Source organism: Bradyrhizobium sp. 62B, assembly GCF_030272265.2.
Lineage (GTDB): Bacteria > Pseudomonadota > Alphaproteobacteria > Rhizobiales > Xanthobacteraceae > Bradyrhizobium.
This window is the reverse complement of record NZ_CP092841.2, coordinates 6,874,650-6,898,965: the sequence shown is the minus strand read 5'-3', so window position 1 is coordinate 6,898,965 and position 24,316 is coordinate 6,874,650. Positions and strand designations below refer to the sequence as shown.

Sequence of the window (24,316 nt, the reverse complement as noted above, 5' to 3'; positions counted from 1 at the left end):
TCCCGGACGCGGTGCGGCGCGTAGTGCCGCGCCGCTGAGCCGGGACCCAGAAAGCAGTATGGGCCCGGTTCAGCAGCGCACCGCTAAGGCGCTGCGCTGCGTCCGGGGCACGAGACTTATTTTCTTGCCACCACCGCCGCCAGCGTCACCGCCAGCCACCCCGCGATCATCACCGTTCCCCCCGTCGGTGCCGCCATCGGAAACAGCGCATGCCCGGCATATTGCCGCAAGCTGAGATCGCCCGCGAACAGCGCGGCGCCGATCACAAAGCCGAACGCGGCGGTGAGGCCAATTCCGCCGTGCAGAAGGCCGCGCGCGAGCAGGGCGGTGGTCGCAAGTATGGCAGTTGCATGAAACAGCAGCATGGCGCTGGCCGTGGCGAGCCGGCTCGCATCCGCGCCGTGGGCGGAGACCGCGGCCAGCGCGACGCCGGCGGCGCCCATCAAACCGGCAAGCCCAATCAGGAGGCGATGGGCCGCCACTACTTGCTCCGCTCTTCCAAGAGCTTCGCCATCGCGGCGCGCAAGCTTTCCATGCCGGTCGAGCTGCGTGACGATGTCGCGAGCACGTTCGGGAACGCGGCGGGATGTTTGGCCAGTGCGGCCTCGGTCTCGGCGATGCGCGCTTGCAACTCGGACGCCTTCACCTGGTCGGCCTTGGTCAGCACGATCTGGTAGCTGACGGCGGAGCGGTCGAGCGTCCCCAGCACTTCGAGATCGACGTCCTTGATGCCGTGGCGCGCGTCGATCAGCACGTAGACGCGCGCGAGGCTGGCGCGTCCGAGCAGGAATTTGTGGATCAGCTCGGTCCAGGACGCGACCTGGCTCTTCGGCGCCTTGGCGTAGCCGTAGCCGGGCATGTCGACGAGACGCAGGTCGGTCTTTCCGGGGACCTCGAAGAAAATCAGCTCCTGGGTGCGGCCCGGCGTGTGCGAGGTGCGCGCCAGCGCGTTGCGCCCCGTGAGCGCGTTGATCAGGCTCGACTTGCCGACATTGGAGCGGCCGGCAAAGGCGACCTCCAGCCCCGCCATCGGCGGCAGCGTCTGGATCGAGGGCGAGGCCCAGATGAACTGCCAGTCGCGGGCGAACAGCTTGCGCCCGGCCTCGATCAGCTTCGCATCTTTGTCGTCGTTCTTCTCGTTCATGAGAAGGACCTATCCTCTCGTCATGGCCGGGCAAAAAGCGCGAAGCGCGGCTTTCCAACCAAATGTCCCGGCCATCCACGTCTTGTTACTGGACAAGCTTCCAAAACGTGGATGCCCGGGACAAGCCCGGGCATGACGATGTGGAGGCATTTGCACCCGTATGACGGGGCACACTCGCGTGAGACTTACGTCGCCTTCCTCGCGAACGTCGCCTTGAGATTGTCGAACAGCTCCACCTTCACGCCGTTGCGGCGCATGATGTAGCTCTGCTGGACCACCGAGAGCAGGTTGTTCCAGGCCCAGTAGATCACGAGGCCCGCCGGGAAGCCCGCCAGCATGAAGGTGAAGATCAGCGGCATCCAGTTGAAGATGATCTGCTGCGTCGGATCCGGCGGCGTCGGGTTCAGCTTCATCTGGAACCACATCGTGATGCCCATGATGATCGGCCAGATGCCGAGCGCGAGGTAATGGCCGAACACCGGAATCGTGGTCGGATCGAACGGGATCAGCCCGAACAGGTTGAAGAGGTTGGTCGGATCCGGCGCCGAAAGGTCCTTGATCCAGCCGTAGAACGGCGCGTGCCGCATCTCGATGGTGACGAACAGCACCTTGTAGAGCGAGAAGAACACCGGGATCTGGATCACGACGGGAAGACAGCCGGCGACCGGATTGATCTTCTCCTTGCGGTAGATCTCCATCATCTCCTGCTGCTGCTTCACCTTGTCGTCGGGGAAGCGTTCCTTCAGCGCCTGCAGCTGCGGCTGGACCGACTTCATCTTCGCCATCGAGGCGTAGGACTTGTTCGCCAGCGGGAAGAACAACAGCTTCACGATCACGGTCACGAGCAGGATCGAGATGCCGAAATTGCCGAAGAAGCGGAAGAAGAAGTCGAGCCCGATGAACATTGGCTTGGTGATGAAGTAGAACCAGCCCCAGTCGATCAGGAGATCGAAATGGTTCAGGCCCAGCTCCTTGTTGTAGCCGCCGTGGCCGGCCAGCGGGAAATTGAGGCCGACGACGCCAGCTTCCTTGGCGCCGGCGAACAGCCGCGCATTCGCGGTCGCGGTGCCGCCGATCGCGACGGTGACGGGGTCGAGCAGGTAATCGGTCTGGTAGGTGTGAACGTTGCCTGATGGGTTCGACGAGAAGCGCGCCTGAAGCTGCGCGCTGGTGTCGGGCAGCAGCGCCGAGGCCCAGTACTTGTCGGTCATGCCGAGCCAGCCATTGGTGGCCTTGAAGTTCACCGACTTGGCTTCGTCGATCTTCTTGTAGGCATATTCCTGCAGGCCATCGAGATAGCCGATCAGGCCTTCATGCAGGATGTAATAGCCGGAGACTTGCGGTGCACCGTGGCGCGAGATCAGCGCGAACGGATAGAGGGTGACGGGCGCGTTGCCGACATTGCTCACCTCGTCCTTGACCGTGAAGAGATAATGGTCGTCGACCGCAATGGTGCGGCGGAAGGTGAGGCCCTCGCCATTGTCCCACTTCAGCACCACCGGCGTCGTCGGCGTCAGGCTGCCGCTGCCGTCCTGCTGCCAGACGGTCTGCGCGTCGGGCAGCTTCGCCGTCACGCCCGTCGCCGGCACCCAGCCGAACTCGGCGTAATAGGGTTCCGCGGTGCCCGAAGGCGAATAGAGAATGATCGGCGGCGATTTCGGATCGACCGTCTCGCGGAACTGCACCAGCGCGATGTCGTCGATGCGGCCGCCCTTCAATGAGATGCTGCCGGCGATCCGCGGCGTGTCGATCTTGACGCGCGGGCTGGCTGCAATCGCGGCATCGCGCGCAACGACCGGCTGGGCCTGGTTTGCGGCCGGTGTCGCCGGTTGAGCTGCGCCGGGCTGCGGCGCGGCGCCGGGCGTCGACGAGGCGCCGGGCGTCGCCGACGCGGTCGGCTGCGGGGTGCCCTTCTGAAGCTCGGCCTGGGCCTGCTGCTGGGCGCGCTGCTTCTCCATCGCCGGCACGTTGTAGAAATACTGCCAGGCGATCAGCACCAGGCCCGACAGAATGACGGCGAGGATGGTATTGCGGTTGTCGGTCATCATTCTCTCGTCATCAATCCGGTTTGCGGCTGGTCGCGGGAGTGGGGCCGGGTCTTGAGCCGTCGGTTTTCGGGCCGCGTCCCTTGTGCGTATGCCGCGCGGGCTTCGTGAACGCTATGCGAAGATCGTCGAGCATGGTCGTGAAGTCGCGCGAGAGCGCGTCCCTTCGTCCGACCAGCACATAATCATGATGGGGCTGCATCGACACCGGATCGAGCCGCTTCACGAGTTCGCGAAGCCGGCGCCGGATGCGATTGCGCTCGGGGGCGTTGCCGTTCTTTTTGGTAACGGTGAAGCCGATCCGGATCGGGCCGCCGTCATCGCGGGGACGGCTTTGCAGGACGAACGCGCGGCTGTTCACCCGCGCGCCATTGGCAACGGCGAGGAAATCCGCCCGCTGCCTCAGCCGATCCATGATGAAATCCCAAAAAGGGGGTCTGGCTCAGGCGCTCAGACGCTTGCGACCGCGGGCGCGGCGGGCGGCGAGAACCTTGCGGCCGCCGGCAGTGGCGAGACGGGCACGGAAGCCGTGACGGCGCTTGCGCACCAGTTTGCTGGGTTGATAAGTCCGCTTCACGGGTTTTTCTCCGCTGACCGGGCAATTTGCCTGTAGAATTGATGGTAAAGTCCGGAAGATGCGGCCCACAACGGACCCTTTTCGGCCCCAAGAGAGCCGCTCCCGGCGTCACACCGGGTCATCGCGGACAATTTGCGCGGCTTATAAGCGAGCGCCTTGTTTTCGTCAACGCCGCACAAGCGCGCGATTTTCGTGAATATCGCTGTTTGTGCGGGGTTTTTAACCCTTGAGGTGGCGGGTAGCGATATCAGCGCCTACATCCCACCTTGGCAGATTAGCGATCCGTAATTTGACCGGGGCCAGGGGCGGGCCGCATTCTCATATCCGCTAATCCTTCACCCGGCCCAATTCTTAACCCGGTCTAGGCAGCGAGGGCGATTCCGTGGCAGCGACAGACCTCCAGCCGGTCCAGGATCAGGACCAGCCGGACCAGCCGGCGGCGAGTCCCCGCGGGACGCGCGGGCTCGGGCTGTCGGGCAAGCTGTTGCTGCTGACGGTTCCCCTGGTGATGATCGCGGCCAGCCTGCTTTATGTCCCAGCCATCGCCAACTTCTGGGTCAACCGGCTCAACGATCGGGTCGCGGCGGCGAACACCGCGGCGCTGGTGCTGGATGCGGCACCGCTCGGCATGGTTCCCGATTCGCTGTCGCGCCAGATCCTGAAAAGCATCAATGCCCGCGCCGTCGCCATCAAGATGGGCCAGCAGCGCCGGCTGCTCGCGAGCGACAACATTCCGGCCGCCATCGAGCATGACATCGATTTGCGCGACATGACCGCATGGGAGGCGATCACCGGCTCGTTCCGGATGATGCTGGAGACCGGCAACCAGGCCATCCGCATCGTCGGGCCCGGCGTCGGCAATGCCCAGTTCATCGAGATCGTCACCGACGAATTGCCGCTGCGGCAGCAGATGTACCGCTTCTCCCGCAACGTCGTGGTGGTGGCGCTGATCATCGCGGTGCTGACCGCCGGCCTCGTCTATCTCGCGCTTCATTATCTCTTCGTGCGCCCGATGCGGCGGCTGACCGCGAGCCTGGTCGGCTTCCACGAGAACCCGGAAAGCTCGGCGGGAATCATCGTGCCGAGCCAGCGCAGCGACGAGATCGGGGTCGCCGAGCGCGAATTGTCGGACATGCAGCGCGATCTGATGTCGATGCTGCATCAGAAGAGCCGGCTCGCCGCCCTCGGCCTCGCCGTCTCCAAGATCAACCACGATCTGCGCAACCTGCTGGCTTCGGCCCAGTTGCTGTCGGATCAGCTCGCCAGCGTGCCGGATCCGCGGGTGCAACGCTTCGCGCCGAAGCTGGTGCGCTCGCTCGAGCGGGCCATCGCCTTCTGCCAGTCGACGCTGTCTTACGGACGCGCCCAGGAGGCCGCGCCCGACCGCCGCATGATCCTGATCGAGCCTGTCGTGCTGGAGGTGCGCGAGACCGCGGGCCTCGCCTCCGATGCCTCGATCGCCTGGGTCGCCGCCATCGAGCGCGGGCTGGCGATCGATGCCGATCCCGATCAGCTGTTCCGGGTGCTGCTCAACCTCGTCCGCAACGCCGCCCAGGCGCTGGAGAGCCACGCCTCCGGTGACAATGGCCCGCAGCAGATCCGGATCACCGGAAAACGCGAAGGCGCCGTCGCGATCGTCGAGGTCTCCGACACCGGTCCCGGCGTGCCCCAGAAGACGCGGGAGCATCTGTTCGAGGCGTTCCAGACCTCCGGGCGTCCCGGCGGCAGCGGTCTCGGCCTGGCCATCGCCGCCGAGCTGGTCCGCGCCCATGGCGGCGATATCCACCTGGTCGAAGGCACCATCGGTGCCACCTTCCGCATCGTGATCCCGGACCGCCCCGTGGAGCTGCTCTCCATCCGCAACGAGCGGCAGAGAGCGTAAGTCGGCCAGCGGCCGAGCGGGCGGCAATTTCATTCCTTCCGTCATTCCGGGATGGCCCCAAGGGTCGAGCCCGGAATCCATAACCCCGGCCGGTGGTTATGGATTCTCGCCGCTTCGCGTCGCCCCGGAATGACGGAGAGGAGAGATGAGTGAAAATCCGCGAAAATCTCCCCATCCCGGACCTTGCCAATCGGGACAAGAGCGGTTAGTCAGAGCGCTCTTTCGCACCCCCTCCGGCCCTGCCGGGGGCTGCGTCGCGGGTCCTGCCCGCGCTGTTTGCGAAACACGCGCCCGTAGCTCAGCTGGATAGAGCATCAGACTACGAATCTGAGGGTCGGACGTTCGAATCGTTCCGGGCGCGCCATTCTTCGCCGAAAGGTCAGGACAAAGCAGCATCTGGTCGCCAGACGGGCCCGAGACCGGATGGCTTCGCCGTGTGAGGAGCGGAATGAAGATATCGCAGGCGTTCAAGTTCGAGGCGGCGCATCGGCTGCCGAACGTGCCCGAGACCCATCGATGCCGCCGGCTGCATGGTCATTCCTACCGGGTCGAGGTTCAGCTGGACGGACCGGTCGACCCGCACACCGGCTTCGTCGCCGACTTCTTCGATATCGAAAAATCCTTCGCCGACATCATGGGCGCGCTGGACCACCACTGCCTGAACGACGTCAAAGGCCTCGAGAACCCGACCGCCGAGAATATCGCGATCTGGATCTGGGACCGGTTGAAGCCGAGCCTCTCACAGCTGTCGGCTGTTCGGGTCTATGAAACGGCGGATTGCTGGGCTGAATTCAACGGGCAGTGACGGACAGTCGAACGTTTCCGGCACGGCATTTCGATAGTACGTTCATCTGATGCGCACCATCGATCGCCTGCTCTCCTGTCTCGTTCTTTTCCTTGCTATCGCGGCTGCCCCTGCGCGCGCGGCCGAAACCTGCCCGTTCATCAGCGGCCAGGAGCTCGCCCGCGCGATGCCGGCGTTCAAATGGTCGCTGATCTCAAATCAGGACGGCCGCGGCTGCATCTATCAGGCCGGGCGCGGCGACACGATGATGCTCACCGTGTTCCGCAATCCCGACAAGGACCGCGCCAGGGAGTTGTACGCGACCTTCGTCAAGACACTTGGCGAACGCATGAAGCTGAGCGCCGTGGCGGGGATCGGCGAGGAAGGCCAGGGCGGAACGAGCGCCGCCGGCGCGGAGCGCCAGGAGGCCGCGGTCGTCGTCTTGTCCGGCGATTATATTCTCCAGATCACCGTCTATCCGATCGGCCGGCGTGCTGACGATGCGCTGCTCGGGCCGCTCACCGAGGCCTCGCGAATTGCCATTGCCAACGTGAGCAAGAGCAGCGAGCGGTTCGGCACTTGCGAGTGGCTCACGGCTGCCGATGCCGACGGCTTTCTCGACGCGAGCACGCTGACGGTGCAGCGCACCGGCGCGGGCAGCTGCATGATGTTCGATCGCGAGGCCAACACCATGACGGTCGCGGTGATCGCGACCTCGCGCGACACCGCCGCCGGCATGATGAAGCGCGCAGGCCCTTGCAAGCATGTCGCGATCCCCGATCTCGGCGGCGAAGCGTTCGGCGAACATTCCTGCACCAAGGGCAACGGCAACGCCGTCAACATCTTCGTCTGGAAGAACGGCAGGCAGGCATCGATCCTGTTCGCACCGGTCAAGCCGCACCCCGAGTCCGGATCGGTCGAGCGCCTGAAGGTGGTCGCGGCGCGGGTCTATGGAAAGTTGTAAGGGCGCCGATCGCTTCAGCCCGCCAGCACCTCCTTGCACTTCGCCGCAAACGCCTTGAGGTACGTGCCCATCTCGCTCGCTAGCGCATCGGACCGGTCGACATTCTGCAGGCTCATATTGAGGGCGTAGACCGGAAGCCCGTCCAGCACGATCGGCGTTGCGACGGCGAGAACGGCGGGCTGCCATGATACGGCGCAATATCCGTCGCGCTCGACGGCGCCGATCGATCTCCTGACCTCTGCCAGCAGCGCCTTGGTGGCGGCTGCGCTGCGCCGCTTGAACTGCTTCAGCAATCGCTCGCGCTCCGTCTCGGCAAGGCCGGCGAGGTAGGCGCGGCCCAGCGACGTCAGCTCCATCGGGACCTGCTGGCCGGCGACCACGTTGCGCAGCGCCGCGCGCGGGCTGTAGCGGATCGACTCCAGGTAAACCATCATGGTTCGATCCGCGGTCGCGAGTCCGACGTTCAGCCGGCGCTTGGCCGATTCGGCCCGCATCATCGGTCCGATCGCGTTGAGCACGGGCGATCCCGTCCGCATCGCGTGACCGATGCTGATGACGGATGCGGCAAGCCGGTAGGTCCTCTCGCTGCGGACTTCGTCGAGCAACCCGGAATTGACCAGCGTTCGCGTCAGCCGGCTGACCGTCGATCGCGGCAGGCCTGTTCGCTCCGCGATCTCGCCATTGCCGAGCGTATCGACACCGGGCCGGAACGCCCTGAGAATCTCGATGCCCCGCTCGAGCGACCGGTTGCCGTCAATCCCGCCCGCATATCTGCGCGCCTGCGCCACATCCAGCCTCCGTCGGCATTTCCACTTAGTGGAATTAGGGGGATGTTGCGGCAGGTGCAAGCCGCTATCACGACCGGGAGAAGAATGCCCGGCCGCAACTGGCTCGACGAGGAAACGGCACGGCCCGCACAGGCATTCGACATCCGCGCTGCGTCGCGGTGATCGATCCGACTCCAACCACGGAGCCTGCCATGTCCTATCAGCTCATGCCGTATCAGCTCATCGAATTTTCCGTCGAGGCCGGTGTCGCGACGCTCGCCTTCAACCGGCCGGAACGCCGCAACGCCATGAGCGACGAGATGCGCGCCGAATTCGCCGGCGCGCTCGAAACCGTCGCCCGCGACAAGGCGATCAAGGCCCTGGTGCTCACCGGGCGCGGCCAGGCCTTCTGTGCCGGCGGCGACATCAGCGGCATGAAGCGCCGGCTCGAAGCGCCGCAGGGCGAGGTCGCATTCAACGGATGGAGCCGTCAGCAGGGCGTGCATCACGTGCAGTCGTTGCTGCTGGGCCTTCCGAAGCCGACCATTGCCGCCGTCAACGGCGCCGCCGCGGGGCTCGGTGCGGACACCGCGCTGGCCTGCGACTTCGTCATGGCAACGGAACGATCGAAATTCACCTGGTCCTACATCAAGCGCGGTTTGATCCCCGACGGCGGCGGGCTGTATTTCCTGCCGCGACGGGTCGGGCTGGCGAAGGCCAAGGAGCTGATCTTCACCGGCCGCGTCGTCGAGGCCGACGAAGCGCTCGCGCTCGGCATCGTCGATCGCAAGGTGGCTTCGGCCGAGCTGCTGCCGGCCGCGCAGGCCTGGGCGGCCGAGCTGGCTCAGGGGTCTCCGACCGCTCTGCCGCTGAGCAAGAAGATCCTGAACGAGACCTTCGAGCATTCCGCGCACGACATCTTCAATCTCGGCAGCCAGGCGCAGGCCATTTGCTACACCAGCACGGAGCATCGCGACGCGGTGGCGGCGTTCCTCGCGCAATCCTCGTCGAAGGACTGAGCGATGAACGCGATCGAACGCCTGATCCGGCCGCGCAGCATCGCCATCATCGGCGCGTCCGCAGACCCCAGCAAGACGTCGGGGCGACCTGTGTCCTATCTTCAGAAGCACGGCTTTGCGGGTGCGATCTATCCCGTCAATCCCAAGGTCGCAGAGATCGGCGGCATCAAGTGCTACGCCGACGTCGCCTCGCTGCCTGATGTGCCCGACGTCGGCCTTGTCCTCGTCGGCGCCGAGCGCGCGCATATCGCGGTGCGCGAATTGTCCGAGCGGGGAGCCGCCGCCGCGATCGTTCTCGCCAGCGGCTTCACCGAGACCGGAGCGGAAGGTGCCGCGCGCCAGCACCAGCTCATGCAAGCCGCCGGATCGATGCGGGTCCTCGGGCCGAACACGATCGGTCTCGTCAATCTCACCGACAATATCGTGCTGTCGGCGTCGGGCGCGCTGGCGATGGACGACTTCCCGGCCGGGGGCATTGGGCTGATCTCGCAAAGCGGGGGGATTCTCGGCGCCATGCTGTCGCGCGCCGCGGCGCGCGGGGTCGGGCTGTCCAAGCTGGTGTCGACCAGCAACGAGGCCGATCTCGAGCTCTCCGATTTCATCGACTTCCTCGCCGGGGACGATGCGACCAAAGTCATTGCGCTCTATATCGAGGCGATCCGCAATCCGCTCCGCTTTCGTGAGGCGGTGCTCAAGGCGCGCCGCGCCGGCAAGCCCATCGTCGCCTTCAAGATCGGGCGATCGGAGGCGGGCGCGCAGGCGGCCGTTTCGCACACCGGCGCGCTGGCCGGCTCCGACCGCATGTACGACGCCCTGTTCCGGCAGCTCGGCGTGATCCGCGCCCGGACCTTCGAAGATCTGCTCGACATTCCCGCAGCCCTCAGTGCGGGGCGGAAGCTTTCCGGCCGGCGTGTCGCGATCCTCACCTCGACTGGCGGCGCCGGCACGATCGTATCGGACAGTCTCGGTGTCGCAGGCTTTGTCACACCCGCGCCCGATGCGGAGACGGCTGCGCAATTGCGCAGCCTGCAGTCGGGCTCGCATGCCAACCTCGATCGCAATCCGATCGACGTGACCCTCGCCGGCCTGCAGCCGGATCTGCTGCGCGGCGCCATCCGCATCGTGCTCGCAAGTCCGTCCTATGACGCGCTCATCGTCATTGCCGGCTCGTCGGCCGTGGGGTCGCCGGCCCTGATGGCCGACGCCATCCATGACTGCTTGCCGCTCAGCGACAAGCCGGTCATCGCCTATGTCAGTCCCCACGCGCCCGAGGTGGTGGCTGTGCTGACCCGGCGCGGCGTCCCCGCCTACACCTCGGCCGAGAGCTGCACTGCGGCGCTCGACGGGCTGTTGCGAGCCGCAATGCCTGAGCAGGTCCAGACATCCGCTTCGCCCCCGACCGCGGCGGATGCCAGCGGCTTCCCGGCGGGATCGCTCGATGAAGCCCAGGCCAAGGCGCTGTTCGCCCGGTTTGGGATTCCTGTCGTGGCGGAGAAAGTGGTCGCAACAGCGCGCGAAGCCGAGCAGGCGGCGCGCGGCCTCGGGGGCCGTGTCGTGCTCAAGGTCCTCTCGCGCGAGATCGCGCACAAGAGCGATGTCGGCGGCGTCGCGATTAACCTGACCACTGAAGTGATCGGCGATCGCCTGGCTGCGATGGCGGCTGAGGTCGAGGCCAGGGCCGGGAAGCGACCCGAGCAGTTCCTGGTTCAGGAGATGATCTCAGGCGGCGTCGAGATCATTCTCGGCATGCACCGTGATTCCCTGGGAACGGCAATCCTTCTCGGCATGGGCGGCGTCGCGGCCGAATTGTTCAAGGACACGACGATGCGTCTGCTTCCGCCGAATGGCGGCCTCGATCTGTCCGCGGCGCGCGCGATGGCGCGCGATCTCGTCACATGGCCGTTGCTGGATGGCTTTCGGGGCCGGCCGACATGCGACGTCGAAGCGCTCGCAGAAGCGGTGGTCGCGTTCTCGCGCATGGTTGCGCAGCTCGGGGATCGACTTTCCGAGGCGGAGATCAATCCGGTGTTCGTGCTGCCGGCGGGCCAGGGCGTGAAGGCAGCGGACGGATTGGTTGTTCTCAATGTCTGAACAAAGTGGGATGGAGCTCCAGATGGCCAGCAGCGGAAGCATCAATCACGACGGCGCGCGGCAGAAGAATTCCGTGCGGCGCCGGCAGAGCCTCGCCATCCTCGCCTGTGCGATCGTCGCGGGGCTCGGACTGACGCCGGCGCGCGCCGAATATCCCGATAAGATCATCAAGATCGTCGTGCCCTTCGCAGCCGGCGGCGGCACCGACATCATGGCGCGAACGACGGCGCAGGAGCTGCAGACGGATCTCGGCAAGTCCGTCATCATCGAGAACAAGCCGGGCGCCGGCACCATCATCGGAACCCAGACGGTGGCGACCAGCGAGCCCGACGGCTATTCGCTGCTGATGGCGACATTCGCGCACGCGGTCAACCCGAGCCTGTACAACAAGCTGCCGTTCGATCCGCACAAGGATTTCGCGGCGGTCTCGCTGATCGCGCGCTCCTTCAACATCGTCGTGGTCAACCCGGCATCGAAGATCAACTCGATCTCGGATTTGATCACGGAGGCCAAGGCCAATCCCGGCAAGCTCAATTTCGGCACGTTCGGCACCGGCACCTCGGCGCATCTCGCCGGCGAGCTGTTCAACTCCATGGCGAAGGTCAAGATGACGGCGGTGCCCTACAAGGGCGCGGCGCCCGCGATCAGCGATCTCCTGGGCGGCCAGATCGACGTGATGTTCACCACCGTGGCGAGCGCGGCTTCGCTGGTGGCCGCAGGTCAGCTCCGGGCGCTGGCCGTCACATCCGCCGAGCGCTCGGCGGCGTTCCCGCAGTTGCCGACCGTTGCCGAGGCCGGCGTGCCCGGCTACGCCGCCGAATCCTGGTACGGCTTGTACGCTCCGGCCAAGACGCCGGCGCCGGTGATTGCGCGCCTCAATCAGGCGATCGCAAAGGCGGTTCAGTCCGGTGCTTTCAAGAAGCTGGAGGCGAACGAAGGTCTCATCATGGTCGGCAGCACGCCGGAAGAACTCGACCGCTATGTCGGCCAGGAGGAGGCGCGCTGGCGCAAGCTGGTCAAGGACGCGAACATCGAGGTGCAATAGCATCGCAGGCGCGTTCGATCACCCTTGGGATGGGCCGCAACGTCTCTACCGTAGGCCGGCAGCCTCTCGCATCGCGGGGGAGGCTGCCGTCGTCTCTCATGCGTGCGTCACGGACAGGGGTGACGCAAACCGTCGTTACCCAGATAAGTTCCTGAGCCGGGGTCATAGGAGCGATAGCGCTGGGCGCAGTAGGAGGTCGCGTTGGCCTGAGCCTGGCTGCTGGCGATTGCGCCGCCGATGATGGCGCCGGCCGCCAAGCCGCCAAGGACGGCTGCGCCGTTCCCACCGTGGTGGTGCCCGTAATAGCCATGCCGATACCCATGTCCGTGCCAGTGCCGGTACTGCACTTGCTGCAAGCCGGAGTCAGCACCCGGATTCGCGATCGGCAGAGGCGCCGCAAGCACCGGTGATCCCGCGGTCGAGAGCATCGCTCCAGCGGCCGCGAGGGCGACGAAAGTTCTGCGCATTTTCATGTCGGGCTCCGTGTTGTTGAGGATGGGGAGCAACGGCCGCTTGTGCGCTCCGTTCCTTCAGCGCGAAACGAGCGACAGAGGGTCGCGGAACATGAATTGTTGGTAAGGATGCGAGCCCGAGATGTGGCTAGCGGTCCTCGCCGTCCCGCCGGCGGAAGGGATCGGCGACGTCGTCGTGGCCGCTGCGGCTGCTGAAGAACATCAGGGCCATCAGCCCGCAGCCGATCAGCAGGGAGAAGAAGGCTCCGAGGCCCAGCGCGATCCAGCCATGCTTGCCCATCTCGACGCCGCTGCTGGTTTCCCAGACTGAAAATCCCCAGACGCACGTCAGGATCAACAAGGCTCCGAGCGCAACCAACAGGGCGATCTGGCCGGCACTGATGTTCTTCATGATTGTTTTCGTTCCCGTGCCTGACGAGGTCAATTGCGAAGGGCGATGAGGCGTTTCGGACGACGTCGACCTCCGTGCCGCTCCGTGAGTTCGCCCCCTAGAATAGGCTAGCGAGCCCTGGAGGGGAGCTCGTTGTGCTACAGCAAGTTCCATCGCAGGCCGTCTGTCAAACCTGTGCAGGCGGGGCGCGCATCAAGGAGCGGCGCGCCCGGCTAACGCGAAAGAGTCATGCGCAGTCGGATCGGTCGTTCCCTTCCGGTTCGGAGACGGCAAGAACGGTCAGCCCTCTGATGCGCTTGTCCGGTGTCTCGAATGCGATGCGCTGTCCCACCGAGAGGCCGATCAGGGCCGCTCCGACGGGCGTCAGGATCGAGATCCGGCTGAGCGCGATGTTGGCCTCGTGCGGATAGACCAGCACGATCTCGCGGCTCGCACCCCTGTCATCGCGATAGGTCACTTTGGAGCCCATCCTGACCACGCCGCACAAGTCGTTCTCTTCCGCGACCGTCGCGCGGTCCAACTCGCGGGCCAGAAACTGGGCGACGCGGGGAAACAGATCCATGGTCGAATTCGCCAGCGAGCTGAGACGCCGCGATTCGTCTTTTGCGAGCTTGATCGGCGGCAGCGCGGGCTGGTCCCGCCGAATCTCGGCTTCGAAGTTCTGCATTTGGTTTCTCCTATGCTGCAGTCGGTCCAGGATCATCGTCGAGCGGCCGGCTGCGCCGACCTGCCGGAAAGAGCGGAACGACGTTCGGGCTTGATCGGGTGACGTTCAAAACCCTGACGACATTCAGGCAGCCGGCGACGAAGTACGGCATTTGATCGCCGACCTGCAGGCCGATCAAAGCCGCTCCCAAAGGCGTCAGGACCGAAATGCGGGCGGGATCCGACCAACATTCCTCGGGCCAGACCAATTGCACGATGCGACGCGGAACGCCCCAGTTCGTGCAAAAGGTGACCCATGATCCGACGATCACCCGCGAACGTAGATCGTCCCATTCGTCCGGCACGATGTCGGCGCGATTGATTTCCCCCAGCAGGAAAATTCCGTCCAAATCACCTCGTTGGGCGGCGCGGCGGGCAAGCTGTTCGAGCCGCGGATATTCAGATGCGACGAGCGCAATTTTCGGAAGAGGCAGCACGGCACACTCCTTCTGCTTCAAGACGACCTCTCAGGCAGAGGTCACGAAAGCTGGAAAAGAGCCCGGACGGCGCGAACACCGTCCGGCTAACCGCCTGCTTGGAGGCGGCCGGCGTGAAGACCGAAACGCGCGGTGCGCGCGTCTATGTCGACGACATATGCCATGACATTCCGACTATAGTGATTCATTCCGCTGGAAACATTGCGGCGAAACCGCACAGCCGCGAGCGATCGGATATTTGCAGCAAGCTGCGATTGGGCAGCGAAGCGAGCCTCACGTTCCGTGGCTCGGCCTTTCACCGCAGTCCTTGCTCGTCGATCAGGATGCGGTGAATCTCGATGCGCTGCGGCAGCTCGATCAGGAATTCCGCGTCGCGCGCGAGATGATGGACCTTGGTCGGCTCGCCCCCGGTGAAGGCCGTCATGGCTGCGATGTCCGCCCAATAGGAGATGGTCGTGAACCAGGTCTCCTCGTCGCGGTCCTCGCGTAATTGCTGCACACCGAGCGCGGTCTTACGCAGCGGCGGAATGCCCTCGGCCTGCAGATAGGCCTGGTAGGCGTCGGCGACATCGCGGCGGGTGCGACCTCGCCAGATGCGGGCGATGGTCGGTTTGGTCGGCATGGTGATCTCCCTTCGCGCCAACGCCGTGCTTCGCATCCGCGTTCCCCGCGCATTCATGTCACTGCTGCCAGCCGCATTGGAACCTGGCCGGGGCTCCGCGCCCCGCAAAGGCTCCGTCGTGCTCGGCGGGCGGCTGACCAAGCCGTCGCAGGACTTCCCATCATTGATCTGCAGCAATGATGATCTCGACCACCAATGCTAGAAGGACTCGCAAGTCGCGACTCACGGCTCCCCGGCCGGTCGCGGCCATCGCAACGCGCTTTGGAATCCGAGGGCTGAATGGGACGACTGCTGAATATCGTGACGCCGCTGCATACGGCGACCAAGCGCGACTACATGGGCCGTATGAACGACGACAAGATCGGCTGCTCGCTGAAAGCGCGGGAATACGAGGCCGATTATTGGGACGGCGACCGCCGCTTCGGCTATGGCGGCTACCGCTTCATCGAGGGGCGCTGGGCGCCGGTCGCCAAGGCGCTGATCGAGACCTATGGTCTGAAGGACGGCTCCAGCGTGCTCGACGTCGGCTGCGGCAAGGGTTTCCTGCTGTACGAGATGCAGAAGATCCTGCCGGGCTTGAAGGTCGTCGGCTTCGATATTTCCAAGCACGGGCTCGCCAATTCGCACGAGCAGGTGAGGCCGTATCTGTTCAACTATCGCGCCCAGGACGTCTATCCCTATGGCGACGACAGTTTCGACCTCGTCATCTCGCTCGGCACCTTGCACAATCTGCGACTGTACGAACTCGAGGCGGCCCTCAAGGAGGTCGAGCGGGTCGGCAAGAACAAATACGTCATGGTCGAGGGCTACCGGAACGTCGCCGAGTTGCACAATCTCGAATGCTGGGCACTGACGGCGGAGTCCATCCTGCACACCTCGGAATGGATCTGGCTGTACGGAAAGCTCGGTTACACCGGCGATTACGAATTCATCTATTTCGAGTGATCGGGCGCGCCCCATGGACATCAAGACTGCCAAGGCGGCTATTCTCGTCGAATCGGGCAAGCCGCTGATCGTCGACGAATTCACCTTGCCGGACAGGCTCGAACACGGCCAGGTGCTCGCGCATGTGCACACGTCGAGCATCTGCGGCGCGCAGATCAACGAGATCGACGCCGTCAAGGGCGTCGACAAGTTCCTGCCGCACCTGTTGGGTCACGAGGCGCTGGCCACGATCGTCGAGACCGGACCCGGCGTCGTGTCCTGCAAAGAGGGGGATACCGTCGTCATGCATTGGCGCCCGGGCAAGGGCGTCCAGTCCAACACGCCGGTCTATTCCTGGCGCGGCAAGCGGCTCAACGCCGGCTGGGTCACCACCTTCAATGAATATGCCGTGGTATCGGAGAATCGGGTCACCCCGGTTCCGGCTTCGATCGACCGCACCAGCGCGCCGCTGCTCGGCTGTGCCGTGACGACCGCGCTCGGCGTCGTCAACAACGACGCGCAGATCGCCATCGGCGAAGCCGTCGTCGTGTTCGGCGTCGGCGGCGTCGGATTGAACATCGTGCAATTTGCCGCGATGGTCGGCGCCTATCCCGTGATCGCGATCGATCGTCTCGACAACAAGCTTGAAATGGCGAGGCAGTTCGGCGCGACGCATCTCATCAACTCCGAAGCGGCCAAGGATGTCGCCGCCGAGGTTCGTTCCATCACCGGCGCTGACGGACCCGACAAGGTCGTCGAGACCACCGGCGTCAAGAATCTGATCGAGCTCGCCTACGAGATCACCGCGAAGAAGGGCCGCTGCATCCTCGTCGGTGTTCCCCGCGAGAAGGCCGAGATCTACACGCTGCCGCTCCATTTCGAGAAGGTGCTGAAGGGCTCGGAAGGCGGGCAATGCCAGCCGGCGCGCGATATCCCGCGGCTGGTTCGCCTGAGCGACGCCGGCAAGGTGAACTATCGCGGTATCGTGACACACGAGTTCGCACTCGACGGCGTCAACGACGCGCTGGACCTGATGCGCAGCGGCACGTCGGGGCGAATCCTGCTGAACATCAGCTGAGCGCGGCGCAGGCGCCGACGATATGTCGGCGCTGGCGCTGCAGCAGCCAGGCTGCAATCGCCATGTTCACGATATTCCAGGCGATGCCGTTGATCAGCGCCGACGCGTAGGAGCCGGTCGCATCATAGATCGCGCCGGCCATCCAGCCCCCAAGCGCCATGCCGGCGAGCGTGACCGAGATGGCGAGACTGATGCGAAAACCGGCTTCCCGCGCGGGGAATAGCTCGCGGATGATCACGGCGTAGCTCGGCACGATGCCGCCCTGCGCCAGTCCGAATATAGCCGACACCACATAAAGCGAGACCAGGCCGTTGAACGGCAGATAGAGTGCGAGTGCCGTGGCCTGCATCGCCGAGCCCAGCAGCAGCGTCGGCAGGCCGCCGATGCGGTTCAACAGCCAGCCGAAGAACAGACGGTTCGCCACACTGAAGCCGAGCATGACCGCCAGCATCTCGGCGCCGCGCGCGGAGCCGTAGCCGAGGTCGCCGCAATAGGCGACCAGATGGACCTGCGGCATCGCCATGGCGACGCAGCAGCATATGCCGGCGAGGGCCAGCAGGCCCTGGGTGACGGAAGGGGACAGGCCGATCGACTGCATCGTGTTGCTGCGGCTCGTCGCTTCGCGCGCAGCCGTCTGGGTCGGCGGCCGCCGCAGCAGCACCAGCGAGAGCGGCAGCATCGTTGCCAAACAAAACAGGCCGATGCCGACATGGGTCTGCCGCCAGCCGTACGAGGCGATGGTGTGCTGGACGATGGGTGGCCAGACCACGCCGGCAACGGAGCTGCCGGCCGTCGCCAGGGAAATGGCGAGGCCGCGGTGCCTGTCGAACCACAAGGAGACATCGGCCACCAGCGGCGCGAAGCTCGCCGCGCCGCCGAGGCCGATCGTGACGCCCGAGATCAGCGCGAACATTGGCAGGCTCGGCGCGAAGGCGGTGAGGACGTAGCCGAGGCTCATCAGGATCGTGCCGCCGGCGAGCGGCAGCAGGATGCCGAAGCGATCGGCCAGGCGGCCGACGACGATGCCGCCGATCATGAAGCCGATGATGGTGAGCGTGTAGGGCAGGGCCGCCGCGGCACGGGGCGCATTGAAATCGGCCTGCACTGCCGGCAATGCCACCACCAGCGACCACATGCCGACGCAGCCCAGCGTGCTGAGGGCCATGGAGACGGTGAGACGAATCCAGGAGTACGAATTTTCGATCGACGGCTTTTCAAGCGGCACTGGTTTCCTCGGGCTGCGCTAGGGTCGGCCCCGGGGTATCGCTCGCCGTCGCCGGCGACAAAGCAGGATTTCTCTTTTGTCGCGCGAGCGAAACTCATGCATCCTGCCGGTCTCCCCCCGCATCGTCCGGAGCCGGCCATGACGTATCTTCTGCCGCCACTCAATGCCCTGCGCGCCTTCGAGGCCGCCGCCCGTCATCTCAGCTTCAAGCAGGCCTCCCACGAGCTGCACGTCACGGCCGGTGCGGTCAGCCAGCAGGTCCGCCTGCTGGAGGAGCGGCTGGGGGTGCAGCTGTTCGAGCGCCGGACACGGCAGGTCATTCTGACGTCGGCCGGCGAGACTTATCTGGAGCAGGTCCGTCAGGCGTTTCGTTGCCTTGCCGAGGCCACCGCCGAGCTCAAGCCCGAGGGCGTCACTGCTATGCTTCATATCGGGCTTCACGCCAGTTTTGCCGTCGACGGGCTGCGGGCGCGCCTGGCCCGGTTCCGCCGCGCCGAGCCGCAGCTCGCCATCCGCATCAGCCAGCCGGCGGGGCTGCACGAGCTGCTCGAAGGCAAGGTCGATGTCGTGATCGCGGACAGGGTGCAGCGCTGTCCAGGCTACAAATGCGAGCCTCTGGAGCGCGGCTTCCTGATCGGCCCGCTCGGAACCGCCGATTGCCCGGAGATCGAGACCCTGCGGTCCTGCCTGCTTGGCGATGTCGAGCTCGAGCGCGCCACACCGAGAGTGTCGCTGGTCGCCGGCCCAGCCAAGCCGCGCACCATGACGGCTTCGCGCCGGCCGTAACCGCCGGTTAACCATGGATATTTACGGTGTGAAAAGCCTTTGAGCTATGACAGTCAGTTGATTTCGAGTCCAACCCCATGGCGTTCGGTAGCCGCGCATCTCCGCGAAGCATCGCCCCGACGGAGCCTGCGGCTTCGTGGGAAGCGCCGCGGGCTGCGAGGCCGAAGGCCGACGCCGCTGCGCCGGCGCTGATCAAGGGATCGCTGACCGTCTCCGGAGCACTCTCTTTCCTGCGCGAGAACGGCCGGCGCATTCTCACCCTGGCGCTGGCGCTGTTTGCTCTCGGTGTCATCGTTCTCATGGTTCTGCCGGTCCGCTATGCCGCGACGGCGCTGGTCGTGCTCGATCCCCGGGAGCTGCGCGTCACGACGGAGCAGGACGTTCTGCCGGGCATCGGCCAGGACGCCGCGGCGCTGCAGAGCCAGATCGAGATCGCCAAGTCGGACGGATTTCTCCGCCCCCTGATCGAGCAGCTCAAGATCGCCGAGGACGACGACATTGCGGGCGGTCACACCGACATGACGCGCCTGCTCGAAAAATTCCGCAGCCGCCTCGAGATCACGCGCCGCGGGCTCACCTACGTCATCGCGATCTCCTTCACTTCGAACCGCACGGAACGCGCTGCCTATTACGCCAACGCGATCGCCGAGGCGTTCGTCGCGAGCCAGGGCCGCGTCCGCACCGAGGCGACGGACGAGGCCGCCGACTGGCTCAAGGACCGGCTCAAGATATTGAACGAGCGCCTGCGCGCGTCCGAGGACGCCGTCGCCGCCTTCAGGCTCGAGCACAAGATCCTCAATGCCGGCAAGGATTCCACCACGCAGCAATTGCGGGTGACCGATCTCAACCAGCAGGTCTCCGCCGCGCGTCTTCGCACCGAGGAAGCCAAGGCGCGCTACGAGCAGGTGCAGCGCGATCTCAAGGCCAATGTCGAAGGGCCGGTGAAGCAGGATCTCCTCAGCATGCTGCGGGCGCAGCGCTCGACCCTGAACGACCAGATCGCGCAGAAGAAGGCGGTGTATGGCGACCGCCATCCCGACCTCGCGATCTCCTACAGCCAGCTCGCCGACATCAACCGGCAGATCGAGGTCGAGCGGAAGAAGAACATCGAAACCGCCAAGTCCGAATATGAAGCTCAGCTGGAGCAGCAGAACGCGCTGGAAAAGCAGCTCAAGTCGGTCGAGACGCAGATGCTGGTCGATGGCCAGGCCCTGGTGAAGCTGCAGGAGCTGCAGCGCGACGCCGACGCCAACCGCAACATCTACGAGCAGTTCCTGTCGCGGTTCAAGACCACCAACGAGCAGCGTCAGCTGCAGGCGTCGCAGACCAAGATCGCGTCACCCGCCATTCCGCCGCTGCGCTCGACACGCCCGCCGCTGGCGCTGCTGTTGGCGGCGCTGGCGATCGGCTCGCTCCTGACATCGACCGCCGCCGTCGCGGTGATGACGAGTCTGTCCGACCAGTCCGCGCTTGCTGAAGCTCCCATGCAGGCCGCGGCGAAGAACACGCGAGGCCGGCAAGCCCAGCCTCGAGTCCAGCCGCAAGTTCAGCCTCAAGCTCAACCTCCGGCCGCTGACGCAACCCGTCCCGAGGCGATGCCGCGGCTTCCGGTCTGGGCACGCATCCCCGATCTGGCACCGGGGACCGCGACCAACACCGTCTGGCAAAGGCCGATCGCGACCTCCGCCGAGCTCGATCTCAGTGCCCATCTGCGGCCGCTGCTGGAGCGGATCGATCGCGTGCGGGTGCGCGGCTGCAAGGTCGCCCTCGTGCTGTCGGTCGGCAAGAGTGCCGGCGGCAACACCGTCGCGCGCTCGCTGAATCGCGCCGCCGTGAACCGCGGCATGATGAGCGTCCTGATCCGCCTGCAGAGCGAATTCGCAGGTCACCAGCCGCCGGTGACCGAATGGAACGACGGCTCGACCACGGCGGGACTACAGTCGATCGACGAGCTGCTGAGCGCCGGCCGCAAGCCCGATGCGGGACCTGAGGACGATATCCGGGCGGAGTTCGACCTGATCATCGTCCACGCCGGCAATCTCGCCTTGCAGCCCGACGCGATCGCGCTGGCGGCTCATGCGGATCTGATCGTGCTGGTGGCGCGCGCCGGCGAGCTGGGATCGGCAGCGATGCGCCGGGTGACCGCAGCATTGTCGCGGTACGAGGCCGTGCCGACGGGGCTCGTCGTCAATCATGCGCCCGCGGGCTCGCAAGCGCCGCACCCCGAGGGCGGCGCATTGGGTCTTGCGGTCTAGCGATGACAGGCTCGCGCCGTCGTCTGCTGAGTGCTGCGATGCTGCTGTCGATCTGCTTCGGCCCGCCGGCCTTCGCTGAAACCTGCGTGCCCGTGCCGCAGACTGTCGCATCCGGCAGGCTCGCCGCATTGTCGCGCGGCTTCAATGCCGATGGCTGGATCAACGGCGAGGTGCCGAGCCGCGAATTGCTGCAGCAATTGCGCAAGTCGGGCATGAGCCATGTCCGGCTGCCGGTGCCGGCCGAGCGCGTGATGCCTCGTTTCGCATCGAAGGAAGAGCGCGAGATGACGCTCGGCGCGCTCGACAAGGCGCTGAAGCAGCTCACCGCGCTCGGCTATGCCACCTCCGTCGATCTTCATCCCGGCGATCGCTTCAATCGGGTGCACAAGGAGGATCCGGACGCGGCGCTGCATCAGATGCAGGAGGCCTGGGCCGGGCTTGCCGGAGTCATTCGATCCTATCCGGCCGAGCGCGTTTTCGCCGAGCTGCTCAACGAGCCCGATATCGACGCGGACAGATGGCAGACCGAGGTCGAGACGCTCGCCGCCTTCGTCCGCAAATTGCTTCCCGCGACCACGCTCATCGTCGGTCCGGTCAATTGGCAGCGCGCGGATTCGCTGCCGCGATTCCGCCCCTTGGCGGATCCTGACGTCGTCTACGCCATCCACTTTTACGATCCCATGGTGTTCACCCATCAGGCGCATTGGGATGCACAGGATCCGCTGCACGACATCATCGATCTGCCTTATCCGCTCAACGCCGGCGATCCCAAGGTTCAGGCGATCCGCCACGATCTGCAGGCGAGGGGCGCGACCAAGGCGCTCGGCATGCTCGATGTCGCGATCACAGCCGCCAAGGACAAGCCGACGGTCGACCGCTGGCTCGCGCCCGCGCTGCAATGGCAGCAGCAATTCGCGCGGCCGATCATCGTCAACGAATTCGGCGTGTTGAAAGCCGGCGCGCCCCGGGAAAGCCGGTTGCGCTGGCTGGCGGAACTCACCGCTTATGCCAGGGAGCATTGCTGGGGCTGGGCGCATTGGGAGCTGGCGCAGGGCTTTGGCCTGGTCGACCGCAGCACCGGCAGGCCCGATCCCGACGTGATGCGGGCGTTGCTCGGCGCGACCCGGCCCGGCCGGCGCTGATCGCCCGGCGCGGGCCGCTATCGTTAACGAATCCTTACGCATCGGCCCCTATCGTCACCTCCGCGCGTTGCAAAGGACGATCGATGAGCGCCGGGGACTTGACCCAGGATCAAAGCGTGCAGGCCGAGCCGTCGGCGCCGGCCTTGCGCGAGATGATCGCGATGTTCTGCATCGCCACGGCCACGATCGGCTTTGCGCCGGTCCTGCATCTGGCCAACCCGGCGCTGGCTATCGCTGTCGAAGTCCTCGTCGGCATCGCCATCGTTCTGGCGGTCCCGACCTATGCGCCGGCCATCGCGATCTTCGTGCTGTTCTTCCAGAACCTGTTCGTCTCGATCCTGTCGCCACTGGTGCCGCTGCCGTCCGATCTCGACTTCATCAAGGGCTACAATTTCCTCGTCTGCTCCGTCATGTGGCTGGCGACGTTCGGCCTCTACGTGCTGGGGCAGAGGAATCAGTCGGCTGAAGTGAACCGGATCATGCGCTGGGGTGTCGTCACTCTCGCCGTGGTGTCGGTGTATTTCGCGATCGGCTTCATTCAGGACGGACAGCCGGCCGCGGTCTATCTGCGCAACATCGTGCTGCCGCTGTTCCTGTTCCAGCTCTCGCTGCTGACGGCCGCGACTTACGAGGTGCGCATCACGCCGTTCCTGGTGACGCTGGCGGCCATGCTCATCCTGTGTGGGTACGTCGAGCTCGTGTTCCGCGATGCCTGGCTGGCCATCACCAACGGCTATACGTTCTGGGGCTTCGACGAGCTCAAGGCGACCCATTCGGGTGTCTGGGAGGCCCAGATGAGGGCCACCGGCAATGTGCCCGTCGATCTCAAGGACCGATTCAGCTTCGACTTTCTGAACACACCCTTGCTCGAAGGGTTCGGCTTGTCGAAGCTGCTGCGCATCAACGGTCCGAACATGCACCCGATCAGCTTCGCTTACGGGATCGGCTTTCTCGCCCTGTTCCTGTTCTCGGTGGGACGACCGCTGCTGGCCCTCGCGGCCTTGCCGCTGCTGGTTCTTTGCAGCGTGAAGGGCGCGATCATCGTGGTGATCTTCGTGGTTGCGGCCTGGATCGCGACCCGTCTGCTCGGCGCCGTGCTGACCTTGTTGCTCGGCTTTCTCGGCATGATCGCCTTCGCGGTTCTGGCGATCCGCCTCGGACTGCAGATCGGCGACTATCACGTCATCGGGCTGATGGGTGGTCTGGACGGGTTCGTGCAGAGACCCTTCGGCCGGGGCCTCGGCATCGGCGGCAATTTGTCGGACAGCTATTTCTCCATCGACTGGAGCGCCGCGCAGGCGGCCGGCACGATCGATGGCGCGGTCGAGAGCGCGATCGGCGTTCTCTTGTACCAGATGGGCATCGCCGCCTTCGTGCCGCTGGCCTTCTATTTCGCGGTCGCGCTCAAGGCCTGGCGCCTCTACGCCTCGTCGGGCTATTTGACGCAGGGTCTGGCCGGCTTCGGCGTCATGGTCGTGCTGCTCAACGGATTGTTTCAGGAAGAGGCCTTGTTCGCGCCGCTCGCGCTGGGGCTCATGCTCTCGCTCACGGGCCTCGTCATCGGCAGCCATGTGAGAATGCAGGCCGTCGCCAGCGAGGACGCGGAACGCGAGCCGCTCGCGGGCTACCAGCCCGTGACGTAAGCGGACGTTCAGCTCGACGCGCACCCGTTCAGGAACTTCCACTTTTTCCTGGCGTTGACCGACGGCCCGCACCAGCGGCCGATGCACACGATGAAGAACTTTTCCAACGCTGAATTCTCCCCCGAGGTGATCGAGATCATGACGACCGCCCTGGAAGCTGCGGTTGCCACCCTGCCGGAGCCGGTGCACGCCTCGCACGTCAACGCGCTCGCGGAATCCATCCTGCGCACGGCTGGTGCGGGCGAGCGCAACGTCGGGAATTTGCAGCGGATCGCGCTGATGGAGCTGCAACTGGCGCCGCGCAACTGATGAGGCCG

General features: G+C 65.3%; 25 protein-coding genes and 1 tRNA gene. 14 read left to right on the top strand and 12 right to left on the bottom strand.

From position 1 onward, the window contains the following. Nucleotides 1-116 precede the first annotated feature (116 nt). The 5 genes from ML401_RS33130 to rpmH all read right to left on the bottom strand — a co-directional run bounded on the left by ML401_RS33130 (nucleotide 117) and on the right by rpmH (nucleotide 3,766). On the bottom strand, nucleotides 117-482 hold the full coding sequence (locus tag ML401_RS33130; protein WP_285808369.1) for a DUF423 domain-containing protein: 366 nt from the start codon (nucleotides 480-482) through the stop codon (nucleotides 117-119). Then, nucleotides 482-1,144 (bottom strand): ribosome biogenesis GTP-binding protein YihA/YsxC, encoded by a 663-nt coding sequence (yihA, locus tag ML401_RS33125; protein ID WP_194404758.1) that lies wholly within the window; start codon nucleotides 1,142-1,144, stop codon nucleotides 482-484. Before yihA ends, ML401_RS33130 begins: the two co-directional genes overlap by 1 nt. 185 nt (nucleotides 1,145-1,329) lie before the next feature. Next, entirely contained in the window at nucleotides 1,330-3,189 is a 1,860-nt protein-coding gene (gene yidC / locus ML401_RS33120) for a membrane protein insertase YidC (RefSeq protein WP_259217893.1), read from the bottom strand. Nucleotides 3,190-3,202: 13 nt separating this feature from the next. Next, nucleotides 3,203-3,604: a ribonuclease P protein component gene (rnpA, locus tag ML401_RS33115; protein WP_194404756.1), complete on the bottom strand. Its 402-nt coding sequence runs from the start codon at nucleotides 3,602-3,604 to the stop codon at nucleotides 3,203-3,205. Nucleotides 3,605-3,631: 27 nt separating this feature from the next. Then, entirely contained in the window at nucleotides 3,632-3,766 is a 135-nt protein-coding gene (gene rpmH / locus ML401_RS33110; protein ID WP_008542748.1) for a 50S ribosomal protein L34, read from the bottom strand. Nucleotides 3,767-4,148: 382 nt separating this feature from the next. On the opposite strand from rpmH, the gene ML401_RS33105 reads away from it, so the two are divergent. The 4 genes from ML401_RS33105 to ML401_RS33090 all read left to right on the top strand — a co-directional run bounded on the left by ML401_RS33105 (nucleotide 4,149) and on the right by ML401_RS33090 (nucleotide 7,396). Then, nucleotides 4,149-5,648, top strand: coding sequence for a HAMP domain-containing sensor histidine kinase (locus ML401_RS33105; protein ID WP_211415620.1), 1,500 nt, complete (start codon nucleotides 4,149-4,151; stop codon nucleotides 5,646-5,648). 287 nt (nucleotides 5,649-5,935) lie between these two features. After that, a tRNA-Arg gene (locus ML401_RS33100) sits at nucleotides 5,936-6,012 on the top strand. A gap of 84 nt (nucleotides 6,013-6,096) precedes the next feature. Next, the gene (gene queD / locus ML401_RS33095; RefSeq protein ID WP_194404754.1) at nucleotides 6,097-6,453 is read left to right on the top strand and encodes a 6-carboxytetrahydropterin synthase QueD; all 357 of its coding nucleotides are present in this window, start codon (nucleotides 6,097-6,099) and stop codon (nucleotides 6,451-6,453) included. A gap of 49 nt (nucleotides 6,454-6,502) precedes the next feature. Then, nucleotides 6,503-7,396, top strand: coding sequence for a hypothetical protein (locus ML401_RS33090; RefSeq protein ID WP_285808264.1), 894 nt, complete (start codon nucleotides 6,503-6,505; stop codon nucleotides 7,394-7,396). 14 nt (nucleotides 7,397-7,410) lie between these two features. Here the strand turns inward: ML401_RS33090 and ML401_RS33085 are convergent, their stop codons facing one another. Continuing rightward, nucleotides 7,411-8,184: an IclR family transcriptional regulator gene (locus ML401_RS33085; protein ID WP_285808263.1), complete on the bottom strand. Its 774-nt coding sequence runs from the start codon at nucleotides 8,182-8,184 to the stop codon at nucleotides 7,411-7,413. A gap of 206 nt (nucleotides 8,185-8,390) precedes the next feature. Between ML401_RS33085 and ML401_RS33080 the strand changes: the two genes are divergently transcribed. Genes ML401_RS33080 through ML401_RS33070 form a run of 3 tightly spaced genes read left to right on the top strand, consistent with a single transcriptional unit; the run spans nucleotide 8,391 to nucleotide 12,318 of the window. Further along, complete coding sequence (locus ML401_RS33080; RefSeq protein WP_285812779.1) at nucleotides 8,391-9,182, top strand: enoyl-CoA hydratase/isomerase family protein; 792 nt, start codon at nucleotides 8,391-8,393, stop codon at nucleotides 9,180-9,182. Nucleotides 9,183-9,185: 3 nt separating this feature from the next. Continuing rightward, nucleotides 9,186-11,273, top strand: coding sequence for an acetate--CoA ligase family protein (locus tag ML401_RS33075; protein ID WP_285808261.1), 2,088 nt, complete (start codon nucleotides 9,186-9,188; stop codon nucleotides 11,271-11,273). A 10-nt stretch (nucleotides 11,274-11,283) separates the two neighbouring features. Further along, nucleotides 11,284-12,318 carry a tripartite tricarboxylate transporter substrate binding protein gene (locus tag ML401_RS33070; protein WP_376717400.1) on the top strand — a complete coding sequence of 345 codons (1,035 nt, stop codon included), beginning with the start codon at nucleotides 11,284-11,286 and terminating at the stop codon, nucleotides 12,316-12,318. Nucleotides 12,319-12,425: 107 nt separating this feature from the next. Here ML401_RS33070 and ML401_RS33065 read toward each other — a convergent pair whose 3' ends face one another. From ML401_RS33065 to ML401_RS33045, 5 genes are all read right to left on the bottom strand, one after another. Continuing rightward, nucleotides 12,426-12,791, bottom strand: a complete 366-nt coding sequence (locus tag ML401_RS33065; RefSeq protein ID WP_285808258.1) for a BA14K family protein — start codon at nucleotides 12,789-12,791, stop codon at nucleotides 12,426-12,428. Nucleotides 12,792-12,918: 127 nt separating this feature from the next. Next, the gene (locus tag ML401_RS33060; RefSeq protein ID WP_212065152.1) at nucleotides 12,919-13,182 is read right to left on the bottom strand and encodes a hypothetical protein; all 264 of its coding nucleotides are present in this window, start codon (nucleotides 13,180-13,182) and stop codon (nucleotides 12,919-12,921) included. A 226-nt stretch (nucleotides 13,183-13,408) separates the two neighbouring features. After that, nucleotides 13,409-13,849 (bottom strand): nucleoside diphosphate kinase regulator, encoded by a 441-nt coding sequence (gene rnk / locus ML401_RS33055; protein ID WP_285808257.1) that lies wholly within the window; start codon nucleotides 13,847-13,849, stop codon nucleotides 13,409-13,411. Between the two features lie 10 nt (nucleotides 13,850-13,859). Next, entirely contained in the window at nucleotides 13,860-14,345 is a 486-nt protein-coding gene (locus tag ML401_RS33050) for a GreA/GreB family elongation factor (protein ID WP_285808254.1), read from the bottom strand. Nucleotides 14,346-14,619: 274 nt separating this feature from the next. Further along, nucleotides 14,620-14,946 carry a hypothetical protein gene (locus tag ML401_RS33045; RefSeq protein WP_211415627.1) on the bottom strand — a complete coding sequence of 109 codons (327 nt, stop codon included), beginning with the start codon at nucleotides 14,944-14,946 and terminating at the stop codon, nucleotides 14,620-14,622. Between the two features lie 279 nt (nucleotides 14,947-15,225). Here ML401_RS33045 and ML401_RS33040 point away from each other — a divergent pair, with 279 nt between their 5' ends. Together ML401_RS33040 and ML401_RS33035 are read left to right on the top strand one after the other, a co-directional pair. After that, on the top strand, nucleotides 15,226-15,891 hold the full coding sequence (locus ML401_RS33040) for a class I SAM-dependent methyltransferase (protein ID WP_194404745.1): 666 nt from the start codon (nucleotides 15,226-15,228) through the stop codon (nucleotides 15,889-15,891). A gap of 13 nt (nucleotides 15,892-15,904) precedes the next feature. Beyond that, nucleotides 15,905-16,948, top strand: coding sequence for a zinc-binding dehydrogenase (locus tag ML401_RS33035; RefSeq protein WP_285808251.1), 1,044 nt, complete (start codon nucleotides 15,905-15,907; stop codon nucleotides 16,946-16,948). On the opposite strand, the gene ML401_RS33030 is transcribed toward ML401_RS33035, so the two are convergent. Next, nucleotides 16,941-18,113: an MFS transporter gene (locus ML401_RS33030; protein ID WP_376717399.1), complete on the bottom strand. Its 1,173-nt coding sequence runs from the start codon at nucleotides 18,111-18,113 to the stop codon at nucleotides 16,941-16,943. The two genes, ML401_RS33035 and ML401_RS33030, sit on opposite strands and share 8 nt — an antisense overlap. 198 nt (nucleotides 18,114-18,311) lie before the next feature. On the opposite strand from ML401_RS33030, the gene ML401_RS33025 reads away from it, so the two are divergent. From ML401_RS33025 to ML401_RS33005, 5 genes are all read left to right on the top strand, one after another. After that, the gene (locus tag ML401_RS33025) at nucleotides 18,312-18,959 is read left to right on the top strand and encodes a LysR family transcriptional regulator (RefSeq protein WP_285808247.1); all 648 of its coding nucleotides are present in this window, start codon (nucleotides 18,312-18,314) and stop codon (nucleotides 18,957-18,959) included. Between the two features lie 77 nt (nucleotides 18,960-19,036). Next, entirely contained in the window at nucleotides 19,037-21,214 is a 2,178-nt protein-coding gene (locus tag ML401_RS33020) for an exopolysaccharide transport family protein (protein ID WP_285808245.1), read from the top strand. Between the two features lie 2 nt (nucleotides 21,215-21,216). After that, nucleotides 21,217-22,356, top strand: a complete 1,140-nt coding sequence (locus tag ML401_RS33015; RefSeq protein WP_285808243.1) for a glycoside hydrolase family 5 protein — start codon at nucleotides 21,217-21,219, stop codon at nucleotides 22,354-22,356. A gap of 83 nt (nucleotides 22,357-22,439) precedes the next feature. Next, complete coding sequence (locus tag ML401_RS33010; RefSeq protein WP_285808241.1) at nucleotides 22,440-23,999, top strand: hypothetical protein; 1,560 nt, start codon at nucleotides 22,440-22,442, stop codon at nucleotides 23,997-23,999. 90 nt (nucleotides 24,000-24,089) lie between these two features. Continuing rightward, nucleotides 24,090-24,308, top strand: a complete 219-nt coding sequence (locus ML401_RS33005) for a hypothetical protein (RefSeq protein WP_194408475.1) — start codon at nucleotides 24,090-24,092, stop codon at nucleotides 24,306-24,308. The last annotated feature ends 8 nt before the right edge of the window (nucleotides 24,309-24,316 follow it).

Bases quoted from the DNA above. Each gene is read 5' to 3' on its own strand.
- ML401_RS33040 (WP_194404745.1), top strand. From the start codon at position 15,226: ATGGGACGACTGCTGAATATCGTGACGCCGCTGCATACGGCGACCAAG.
- rnk (WP_285808257.1), bottom strand. From the start codon at position 13,849: ATGCAGAACTTCGAAGCCGAGATTCGGCGGGACCAGCCCGCGCTGCCG.
- yidC (WP_259217893.1), bottom strand. From the start codon at position 3,189: ATGACCGACAACCGCAATACCATCCTCGCCGTCATTCTGTCGGGCCTG.
- ML401_RS33090 (WP_285808264.1), top strand. From the start codon at position 6,503: ATGCGCACCATCGATCGCCTGCTCTCCTGTCTCGTTCTTTTCCTTGCT.
- ML401_RS33080 (WP_285812779.1), top strand. From the start codon at position 8,391: ATGCCGTATCAGCTCATCGAATTTTCCGTCGAGGCCGGTGTCGCGACG.
- ML401_RS33010 (WP_285808241.1), top strand. From the start codon at position 22,440: ATGAGCGCCGGGGACTTGACCCAGGATCAAAGCGTGCAGGCCGAGCCG.
- ML401_RS33015 (WP_285808243.1), top strand. From the start codon at position 21,217: ATGACAGGCTCGCGCCGTCGTCTGCTGAGTGCTGCGATGCTGCTGTCG.
- ML401_RS33030 (WP_376717399.1), bottom strand. From the start codon at position 18,113: ATGGCCCTCAGCACGCTGGGCTGCGTCGGCATGTGGTCGCTGGTGGTG.
- ML401_RS33070 (WP_376717400.1), top strand. From the start codon at position 11,284: ATGGAGCTCCAGATGGCCAGCAGCGGAAGCATCAATCACGACGGCGCG.
- ML401_RS33045 (WP_211415627.1), bottom strand. From the start codon at position 14,946: ATGCCGACCAAACCGACCATCGCCCGCATCTGGCGAGGTCGCACCCGC.
- ML401_RS33060 (WP_212065152.1), bottom strand. From the start codon at position 13,182: ATGAAGAACATCAGTGCCGGCCAGATCGCCCTGTTGGTTGCGCTCGGA.
- ML401_RS33025 (WP_285808247.1), top strand. From the start codon at position 18,312: ATGACGTATCTTCTGCCGCCACTCAATGCCCTGCGCGCCTTCGAGGCC.
- ML401_RS33020 (WP_285808245.1), top strand. From the start codon at position 19,037: ATGGCGTTCGGTAGCCGCGCATCTCCGCGAAGCATCGCCCCGACGGAG.
- ML401_RS33035 (WP_285808251.1), top strand. From the start codon at position 15,905: ATGGACATCAAGACTGCCAAGGCGGCTATTCTCGTCGAATCGGGCAAG.
- ML401_RS33075 (WP_285808261.1), top strand. From the start codon at position 9,186: ATGAACGCGATCGAACGCCTGATCCGGCCGCGCAGCATCGCCATCATC.
- rnpA (WP_194404756.1), bottom strand. From the start codon at position 3,604: ATGGATCGGCTGAGGCAGCGGGCGGATTTCCTCGCCGTTGCCAATGGC.
- queD (WP_194404754.1), top strand. From the start codon at position 6,097: ATGAAGATATCGCAGGCGTTCAAGTTCGAGGCGGCGCATCGGCTGCCG.
- ML401_RS33005 (WP_194408475.1), top strand. From the start codon at position 24,090: ATGAAGAACTTTTCCAACGCTGAATTCTCCCCCGAGGTGATCGAGATC.
- yihA (WP_194404758.1), bottom strand. From the start codon at position 1,144: ATGAACGAGAAGAACGACGACAAAGATGCGAAGCTGATCGAGGCCGGG.
- ML401_RS33065 (WP_285808258.1), bottom strand. From the start codon at position 12,791: ATGAAAATGCGCAGAACTTTCGTCGCCCTCGCGGCCGCTGGAGCGATG.